The organism is Dokdonella fugitiva, assembly GCF_014138265.1.
Classification (GTDB): Bacteria; Pseudomonadota; Gammaproteobacteria; order Xanthomonadales; family Rhodanobacteraceae; genus Dokdonella_A; species Dokdonella_A fugitiva_A.
The window spans coordinates 309635-317571 of record NZ_JACGXL010000007.1 but is presented as its reverse complement, the minus strand read 5'-3'; the positions used below and the strand labels follow the sequence as shown (position 1 = coordinate 317571).

The window sequence follows — 7937 nt, the reverse complement described above, 5'->3', positions numbered from 1 at the left end:
GAACTCCGCGGTGAATCGCTGACGCTTCTCCATCGAACACCTCCGTGCGAGGATTGTCCTCGCTTTCTGGTGTCCGAAAAATCAGGGGTAGTCCAACCTGTCCCTCGCCGCATTTCATCTGCACCTGCTTCTCTTCGTGTCCTTCGTGTTTCAATCTTTAAGCTCTTCAATCGACAAATGCGCGATCGCCGCCTCGCTCTCGTCGCGGCGCGCGTCGTCGAACACGCCGACGTCGATGCGTTCGATCGACGCCGGGTCGAGGCAGCGCACGTTGACGTCGAAACCGCCGGGGTTCGAGCGCGGCACGTAGAAGCTCTTGATGCCGCAGTGCGAGCAGAAGCGATGCTTCGCGACACCCGTGTTGAACGTGTACTCGCTGAGCGCGTCGGCGCCCGCGAGCAGGCGGAAACGCGTCGCAGGCACGATCAGGTGCAGGTAGCCGCTCATGCGGCAGATCGTGCAGTTGCAGTCGAGCGCGGCGATCACCGCGGGCGCATCCACCTCGAAACGAACGCGGCCGCAATGGCAGCCGCCGCGGTGCGTGCGCAGCGCGGCGCTCATGCCGCGCGCGGCAGCACGTAGAACAGCACCGCGAAGAACTGCAGCACGCTGCCGAGCAGCACGAACAGGTGCCACGTCGCGTGGCTGTAGGGCAGGCGCCGGCTCAGGTAGAACGGCACGCCGAGCGTGTAGGCGGCGCCGCCGCCGAACAGCAGCCACAGGCCGCCCGTCTCGATGCTCGCGAGCAGCGGCTTGATCGCGATCAGGCCGATCCAGCCGAGGCAAACGTACAACGCAGCCATGAGCTTGCGGTTCTTCACGCCGGCGAGCTCGAGGCCGATGCCCGCGAACGCGAGCACCCAGACGATCGCGAACAATGACCAGCCCCACGCGCCTTTCAGGCTGATCAGCGTGAACGGCGTGTAGGTGCCGGCGATGAGCAGGAAGATCGCCGCGTGGTCGAGCGTGCGGAGCACCGGCTTCGCACGCGGCGACGGGATGCCGTGGTAGAGCGTCGATGCGGTGTAGAGCAGGATCAGGCTCGCGCCGTACACGCTCACGCTGGCAACGTGGCGCGGCTCGCCGTCGCGCGCGGCGAACGCGACGAGCGCGGCGAGGCCGGCGATGCTGAGCACGATGCCGATGCCGTGGATGAGGCTCGAGGCGATTTCCTCGCTGCCGCTGTAGCGCGGTGCCACCGTTGTCGTCATCGCGCACTCCCGCGGCGCATGGCGCACCGCAACATGCGCACCGTACCGCATCGTACGGCCGGCGCCAACCGCCGCGTCAACGGCGGCGGAGCGTGAACTTGCCGAACGCGATGCCGAGATCCCAGCCGCTGCCCTTGCCCGACAGCGCGAGCGAGACCGGCCCCTTGGTCAGCACCTGCGCCTCGGCCGATTTCGCCGCACCCGCATGCGCGCCCGCGCTCGCGTAGGCACCGAGCACGTCTTCGATATCGTAGACCTCGGTGAAACGGCCGCGACCGTCGTGGATTTCCGACTTGCCGAACGTGAGGCCGCCGCCTTTCGCCTCGATGACGACGCTCAGTTTCGCGCCGTCGCTGCAGGTAACCGTGCCCTCGCCCGACGCGGTCTTGTAAAACGCGGACCAGCCGGCGAGCGAGAAGCGCATCTCGCAGTCGAGATCCTTGCGCGCGTGCGCCGGCGCCGCGACGACGAGCAGCGCGCCGAGAAGGAAGGTCGTACGCATCATGGGTTCTCCTGGTTGCAGGATGCTGTCTGGAAGCATACCGCCGCGCGCGCAGCCTGCGCAGGCGCGCGCGCAACGCCGTAAGCTATCGCCATCGCGTTACCGGAGCGTGCCATGGCCGAACCCGTCGCGTGTCCCTTCGACATCCTCGTCCACCTGCGTCGCACCGACGTACTCGGGAGTGCTGGCGCGATCGGCCTCGCACTCGCGCAGCGGCTGCATGCGTTCGCGACGGGCCTGCACGTCGTGCCGCTCTCGCCGGTCGCGTTCGCTTCGCCCGAAGCGGTCGCGCTGTACGTCAACGAGGCGGAAGGCGCGTATCGCGATGCCTTGACGCGCGCGCCGTTCTGGCAGGCGGCGCTCGATGCGCGCGGTCTCAACGGCAGCTGGAGCGCGAGCCAGGGCGACGTGGTCGAGTCGCTGTGCCAGGCCTCGCGCTGGAGCGACCTCGTCGTGGTCGAACGGCCGCAGCTCAATCCGGACGCGCCGACCGGCTGGGGCCTCGTCTCGCGCACCGTATTCGGTGCGTCGTCGCCGATCGTCGTCGTGCCCGAGCGCGTGCGCGGCGACGGCGTCGGCCGGCGCATCGCGGTCGCCTGGAACCAGAGCCGCGAGGCTGCACTCGCGATCCGCGGCGCGCTGCCGCTGCTCGCACGTGCCGAGCACGTGCAGGTGTTCGAGGGCGAACCGGTCGACAATCCGCTCGGCCTGCGCTTCCTGCCGCGGCTCGAGCTGCGTCCGTGGCTCGCCCGCCACGGCATCGCGGCCGGCTACAGCGCGTTCCCTGCGCGCAAGGACTGCGGTGCAGCCCTGCTCGATGCAGCGCACGCGATGGACGCGGACCTCGTCGTGATGGGCGCGTGGGGGCACTCGCGCATCACCGAGCTCGTGCTCGGCGGCACCACGCGCCACCTGTTCCAGCACAGCGACCTGCCGCTGCTCGTCGCGCACTGAGCGAAGGCGCATGGACGCGACCGAAACGCCGATCCCGCACCTCGCCGACGCGCGCGTACGCCTGCGCGCGCTCGCGCCGCGCGACGCCGACGGCCTGTTCGCGCTGCATTCGGACGCACAGGTGATGCGTTACTGGAGCTTCCCCGCTTGGACCGAACGCGCGCAGGCGGTCGAGCACATCGAGCGCATGCAGCGCGACCGGAACCTGCGCGAATTCTACCCGTGGGTCGCGACCCTGCCCGGCGACGACGTACTCGTCGGCACGTGTTCGCTGTTCGGCGTCGACCGTGAACACAAGCGCGGCGTGATCAGCTACGCGCTGCGGCCGTCGCTATGGGGCCGCGGGCTCGCTGGCGCGATGCTGCAGCTCGCGCTCGGCCACGCGTTCGACAGCCTCGGTCTCGAACGCATCGAGGCCGACATCGATCCCGACAACACCGCCTCGTGCCGCCTCGTCGAGCGCGCGGGCTTCGTTCGCGAAGGCTATCTGCGCGAACGCTGGCGCGTCGGCGGCGGCGTGCAGGATACGGCGCTGTACGGCCTGCTGCGGCGCGAGTGGCGACGCAACCCCGCATGAAGCGGAACGCCTCGCGGCGGGCCGGGGGCCCGCCCTACGGCCACGCGGGCGCGTCGAGCAGTCGGTAGGGTGGGACGCAGCGGCGCGAAACCGCGCGTGCTTGCGAGGCGCGTGACCGCGAGTCCCACCGTGCGCCACGGGTCGTCGCAAGGTTGCGGCGGAAGAGGTCGCGGTGGGACTCGCCGCTGCGCGGCTGGGTCCCACCTTACGGCCATGCAGGCGCGTCGAGCAGGCCTTGTCCGACGACGCGCGTCTCGCCGTAGTCGCGCGCGAGTTCGATCGACGGCGTGCCGCCGGCATCCTCGATCGCGTCGACGAGGGCGCGCGCGTGGCTGATCAGCCAGACCTGGCTGCGTTTCGCCGCCGCGACGACCTGGCGCGCGAGCGGGTGCAGCAGGTCCGGATGCAGGCTCTGCTCGGGCTCGTTGAGCACGAGCAGTTCAGGCGGCCGCGGACTCATGAGCGCAGCGAGCAGGCACAGGTAACGCAAGGTGCCGTCTGACAGTTCCGCCGCGGAGAGCGGGCGCAGCAGGCCTTCGACGCGCAGGCCGACCTGCAGGCGCGCATCACCCGCGTCGAGGATCTCGAGCGACGAACCCGGGAACGCATCTTCGATCGCCGCCTGCAGCGCCGGCCCGTCGCCGATCTCGAGGATCGTCTGCAACGCCGCGGCGAGGTCACGCCCATCGTGCGCGAGCGCGCCGGTCTGCACGCTCACGCGCGGTTGGCGCAGCGGGCTTTCGACGTCGGTGCGGAAGCCGTCGTAGAAGCGCCACGCGCGCAACCGTTCGCGCAACGCGAACAACTCGGGGAAGCGCTCGGGTTCGCCGAGTTCGGCGAGCAGCGACTGGTTGCGCGCGGGCGCGAACGCGAGACGCACCCACTTGCCGTCGGCGCCGCGTGCGCGCACGTCGAAACCATCGCGTTCGAGCCACGTGTTGGACGGACGGCGCGGCGGTTGCTGCCAGACCACTTCGTGCTTGATCTCCGAATCGAACGCGAAGCGCGACAGCGACGGCGTCGGCAGGCCGAGCGCGATTTCGTAGGCGACGTCGTCCGCGGCGAAGCCGAACGTCACGCGCAGCGGCGCCTTCTTCGCCGTGCCCTGGATCGGCCCGCCGCGTTTGGCCTGCTGGCGGATGTCGTGCGGTCCGGCCCACTGCACCGACGGGATACCACCCTCGAGCGCGAGCGCTTCGGCGAGGCGACCGTCGGCGGCCTGCGCGAGCAGGCGCAGCGCGCGGTAGAGGTTCGACTTGCCGCAACCGTTCGCGCCGGTGACGACCGTGAGCGGCGTCAGCGCGAGCGTGAGGTCGCGCAGCGAGCGGTAGTTGGAGACGGCGAACGTGTGCAGCATGCGCCACAGTGTAGCGGGCGCGACGCATCATTCCGTCGTGGCGAAAGCGCGAAAAGCAAAGCCCCGGCGAACCGGGGCTTCGTGCATCGCAGGGCGGGTCGAGCGCGAAGCGCGAGGCCCGCCGCAATTGCGCCCGCAACGTGCGCTGCGGCGGCGGCACGCGCTGCGCGCGTACCGCCCCACGCGTACCGTGCGGAAGACGTTCTTACTTCGCGTTCGCGAACGCGACCGTCATGTCGAGCATGCGGTTCGAGAAGCCCCATTCGTTGTCGTACCACGACAGCACCTTCACCAGCGTGCCACCCATCACCTGGGTCAACGTGCTGTCGTAGATCGAGCTGTGCGGGTTGTGGTTGAAGTCGATCGACACGAGCGGCTTCGCGTTGACGCCGAGCACGCCCTTCAGCGCGCCGTTGGCGGCTTCGCTGATCGCGGCATCGATCTCTTCCTTCGTGGTCGCGCGCGCGGCGACGAAGGACAGGTCCACCACCGACACGTTGATCGTCGGCACGCGCATCGAGAAGCCGGTCAGCTTGCCGTTGAGTTCCGGCAGCACCAGGCCCACCGCGGCCGCGGCGCCGGTCTTGGTCGGGATCTGCGAATGCGTCGCCGAACGCGCGCGGCGCAGGTCCGAGTGGTAGACGTCGGTCAGCACCTGGTCGTTCGTGTAGGCGTGGATCGTCGTCATGAGGCCGTGCACGATGCCGATCTTCTCGTGCAGCACCTTCGCGAGCGGCGCGAGGCAGTTGGTCGTGCACGACGCGTTCGAGATGACCTCGTGGCTCGCCTTGAGACCGTCGTGGTTGACGCCGTAGACGAACGTGCCGTCCACGTCCTTGTCGCCCGGCGCCGAGATGATCACCTTCTTCGCGCCGGCGGCGAGGTGCGCGCCCGCCTTCGCCTTGCTCGTGAACAGGCCCGTGCACTCGAGCACGATGTCGACGCCGAGATCCTTCCACGGCAGCTTGGAGGGATCGCGTTCGGCGCAGACCTTGATGCGGTCGCCGTTGACGACGAGATCGCCGCCCTCGACGCCGACGTCGCCCGGGAACTTGCCGTGCGCGGTGTCGTACTGGGTCAGGTGCGCGTTGGTCTCCGCGTTGCCGAGGTCGTTGACCGCGACGATCTGGATTTCGTTCGTGCGCTTGGACTCGTACAGCGCGCGAAGCACGTTGCGGCCGATGCGGCCATAGCCATTGATCGCGACCTTGACTGCCATGGATCGACTCCTCGGATGGGCGGATGCGGGGCGCGCATTTTACCGGCCCTGCGCGGGGTCGCACAGGGCCGCTTCCGAAGGAGCCATTGCGGCAGGCCGTGCCGGGAAATCCCGGTCAGTCGTCGTCCAGGCGGAAGTCGATCGGCACCATGACTTCGCCGGCCACTGCCCGGCCGTGTTCAAGGGCCGGGTTGAAACTCCACTTCATCACGGCTGCGACCGAGGCATCGCCGAACGCGGTGGCGGCTTCAGGCGGATCGGCCCGCGCGACGTCGGCCGAACGCGGATGTCCCTGCGCATCCACCGCGACCCGCAGGTCGACGTGACCCGACTGGCGCGCGGCGATCGCCGCCGGCGGATACGCCGGCGGATAGTTCACGCGGTAGCTGATGTCCTCGCTCGCTGCGCGATCCGCGGCCGCGTCGCCCGCCGTCGCGTCGCCGTCGGCGCGCCAGCCCGGCGCGCGCAGGAACAGCGTCGCGTCGAGCCGGAAATAGCCGGGCTCGCCGCGCCGCCCGACCTGGATGCTGCCGGGCTCGCCTTCGGCGACGACGATGACCGGTTGCGCGACGACGGCGCCGTCGCGCGTGATGGTCGCCGCGAGTTCGATCCCGCCGCGGACGCTGTCGGCGACGAACTCGGCGTGCCACGGATGGGCTGCATCGCTCGAGTCGACCGCGAACGATTGGCCGAGCGCACCGACGAGCCGCAGTTGCGACAGCGTCTCCCCTTCGACGGCGACGTCGAGCCGCGCGTCGACCTGCGTGCCGGCGACGTGTGCCGTGCGTGTCGGGCGCGGTGCCTGCGCGGCCCAGGTCGCGAATGCGCCGGCCAGGCCGAATGCGGCGACGAGGGTGAGTCCAACGGCACGACGCGCGCGCGAGGGGCGTACTTGTCCGAGCATGAGGATTCTCTCCGTGAAGGGATGTCTGGACGGCCAACGACAGCCGGCGGGCAGGCGCAGCTCCTGCCGCGCCTGCTCCGCCAGCTGCGTCTTCAGCATCGCGTCGGCGTAGGCCGCACGCGCTTCCGGAAAGCGTTCGATCACCACGGCGTCGCAGGCGAGTTCCTGGTCGTGGCGGAACCGCGCGGCGGCCCAATGGATGACCGGGTCGAACCAGGCGAAGCAGCGCAGGACGGCGATCGCGGCGTTGGCGAGCGCATCGCCACGCGCGAGATGCACGCGTTCATGCGCGAGGATGAGCGCGCGCTCGCGCGCGCCGTAGCGCGCGTTGAAATCCGCCGGCACGACGATGCGCGGTCGCCACGCGCCGACGAGTGCGGGTCCGCCCGCGTTCGACGGCGAGCGCACGACATGGCGACCGAGGCGACGCAACCGGCCGAGGCTGCGCACGTAGCGTCGCTGCTGCGACACGAACACCGCCGCGGTGGCGAGCGCGCCGAGCAGCCACGCCGCGGCGAGCCATGGCCGCGCATCGAACGGCGCGACCATCACCGGTGCCGCATCGCCGACGATGCGCTGCAGCGGCAGCAGTGCGCGCACGGGCGATGCGACCGGCGCGGGCAGGAGTGCGGAGGCCATCGCACACGGCACCGCGAGCCAGCACGCGTACGCGGCGCGCGCGCCGAAGCGCCGGCGCAGCAGTCCGCGCACGGCGAGCACGCCGAGGCAGGCGAGCGTCGCGACGAGCACGAGGTGCGATGCGATCTGCCACGCGTCAACGGCCACGTTCGATCTCCTCGATCAGCGCGCGGATCTCGGCAATGTCCTTCTTGCTGAGCTTGCTGCGTTCGGAGAAGTGCGCGACCAGCGGGGCGATGCGCCCGCCGTAGAGGCGATCGAGCAGGCTCTTGCTCTCGACGTGCACGTAGTCGGCGCGCTTGAGCAACGCGCGGTAGAGGTAGCGACGCCCGTCGCGCTCGGCCGCGATCGCGCGCTTCTTCAACAGGCGGTTGAGCAGGGTCTTGACCGTCGCCTCCTGCCAGCCCTGCGCGGCGGCGGTCGCGGCGACGATGTCCTCGGCGCTCTGCGCGCCTTCGTGGCGCCAGAGCGCTTCCATGACGATGCTTTCGGCTTCACTGATGCGCATGGCGATTACATCCGTAAACGTGCGATAGTAATTACACATGTAATCGCAGATGTCAAACGCACCGCG

At 69.8% G+C, this 7937-nt stretch carries 9 protein-coding genes; 2 read left to right on the top strand and 7 right to left on the bottom strand.

Annotated elements, in window-relative coordinates:
- Positions 1-150: 150 nt before the first annotated feature.
- From FHW12_RS19500 to FHW12_RS19490, 3 genes are all read right to left on the bottom strand, one after another.
- Positions 151-561, bottom strand: a complete 411-nt coding sequence (locus FHW12_RS19500) for a GFA family protein (RefSeq protein ID WP_182532729.1) — start codon at positions 559-561, stop codon at positions 151-153.
- The gene (trhA, locus tag FHW12_RS19495; protein ID WP_182532728.1) at positions 558-1211 is read right to left on the bottom strand and encodes a PAQR family membrane homeostasis protein TrhA; all 654 of its coding nucleotides are present in this window, start codon (positions 1209-1211) and stop codon (positions 558-560) included. Before trhA ends, FHW12_RS19500 begins: the two co-directional genes overlap by 4 nt.
- A 76-nt stretch (positions 1212-1287) precedes the next feature.
- Positions 1288-1716 carry a hypothetical protein gene (locus FHW12_RS19490; protein WP_259393154.1) on the bottom strand — a complete coding sequence of 143 codons (429 nt, stop codon included), beginning with the start codon at positions 1714-1716 and terminating at the stop codon, positions 1288-1290.
- A gap of 111 nt (positions 1717-1827) precedes the next feature.
- On the opposite strand from FHW12_RS19490, the gene FHW12_RS19485 reads away from it, so the two are divergent.
- Entirely contained in the window at positions 1828-2667 is an 840-nt protein-coding gene (locus FHW12_RS19485) for a universal stress protein (protein WP_182532727.1), read from the top strand.
- 10 nt (positions 2668-2677) lie between these two features.
- Positions 2678-3244, top strand: coding sequence for a GNAT family N-acetyltransferase (locus tag FHW12_RS19480; protein ID WP_182532726.1), 567 nt, complete (start codon positions 2678-2680; stop codon positions 3242-3244).
- A 205-nt stretch (positions 3245-3449) separates the two neighbouring features.
- Here FHW12_RS19480 and FHW12_RS19475 read toward each other — a convergent pair whose 3' ends face one another.
- The 4 genes from FHW12_RS19475 to FHW12_RS19460 form a co-directional block, all read right to left on the bottom strand.
- Complete coding sequence (locus tag FHW12_RS19475; protein ID WP_182532725.1) at positions 3450-4601, bottom strand: AAA family ATPase; 1152 nt, start codon at positions 4599-4601, stop codon at positions 3450-3452.
- 205 nt (positions 4602-4806) lie between these two features.
- Complete coding sequence (gene gap / locus FHW12_RS19470) at positions 4807-5820, bottom strand: type I glyceraldehyde-3-phosphate dehydrogenase (RefSeq protein ID WP_182532724.1); 1014 nt, start codon at positions 5818-5820, stop codon at positions 4807-4809.
- A gap of 115 nt (positions 5821-5935) precedes the next feature.
- Complete coding sequence (locus FHW12_RS21685) at positions 5936-7510, bottom strand: TonB family protein (protein WP_182532723.1); 1575 nt, start codon at positions 7508-7510, stop codon at positions 5936-5938.
- Complete coding sequence (locus FHW12_RS19460; protein ID WP_182532722.1) at positions 7500-7871, bottom strand: BlaI/MecI/CopY family transcriptional regulator; 372 nt, start codon at positions 7869-7871, stop codon at positions 7500-7502. Before FHW12_RS19460 ends, FHW12_RS21685 begins: the two co-directional genes overlap by 11 nt.
- Between the last annotated feature and the right edge of the window lie 66 nt (positions 7872-7937).